Annotated in this window: 1 protein-coding gene; it reads left to right on the forward strand. The window is 41.3% G+C overall.

Going from position 1 to position 438, the window contains the following annotated elements:
• Positions 1–177: 177 nt before the first annotated feature.
• On the forward strand, positions 178–438 hold a 261-nt coding region (locus I6F37_RS40380), incomplete at its 3' end, for a hypothetical protein (protein WP_225154433.1).

Below are 438 nucleotides of genomic sequence, written 5' to 3' on the forward strand. Positions count from 1 at the left end.
ACGTTTGGTGCCCGGGCACCGGGCGTACCTACGACACGCTGATGGAATATTCGGACCTTTTTTATCTACCCCAATGTTCTTATGGAGCATAAGCCAGGTGATGAATCTTCCCAACACTATTGGTGTCTTTACAAACCGGAATTTAGAAGCTCAGGTAATATCATTTACAACGTATTCATGTATATCATCATACAAATGTTCCATTTCACCAAATACCTTTTTATCCTGTTTGTACTTTTCGTATCGTTTTGCAGATGCCATTCACAACTATCGAATGTAAACAGTGTCATATCCGGTTATAAAACCCGAATCACCCAAAACAAAGGCTCCATCAGTGGGAACGACTTAGCTGCAATTACCAGTTTCGTAACGGCTGCAAAAAAGCATCATTACTGGGATAAGTTGATTGATGTAGGCCCACTGGCAGGTAACAATATC

The organism is Bradyrhizobium sp. NBAIM08 (assembly GCF_020193935.1).
Taxonomy (GTDB): domain Bacteria; phylum Pseudomonadota; class Alphaproteobacteria; order Rhizobiales; family Xanthobacteraceae; genus Bradyrhizobium; species Bradyrhizobium yuanmingense.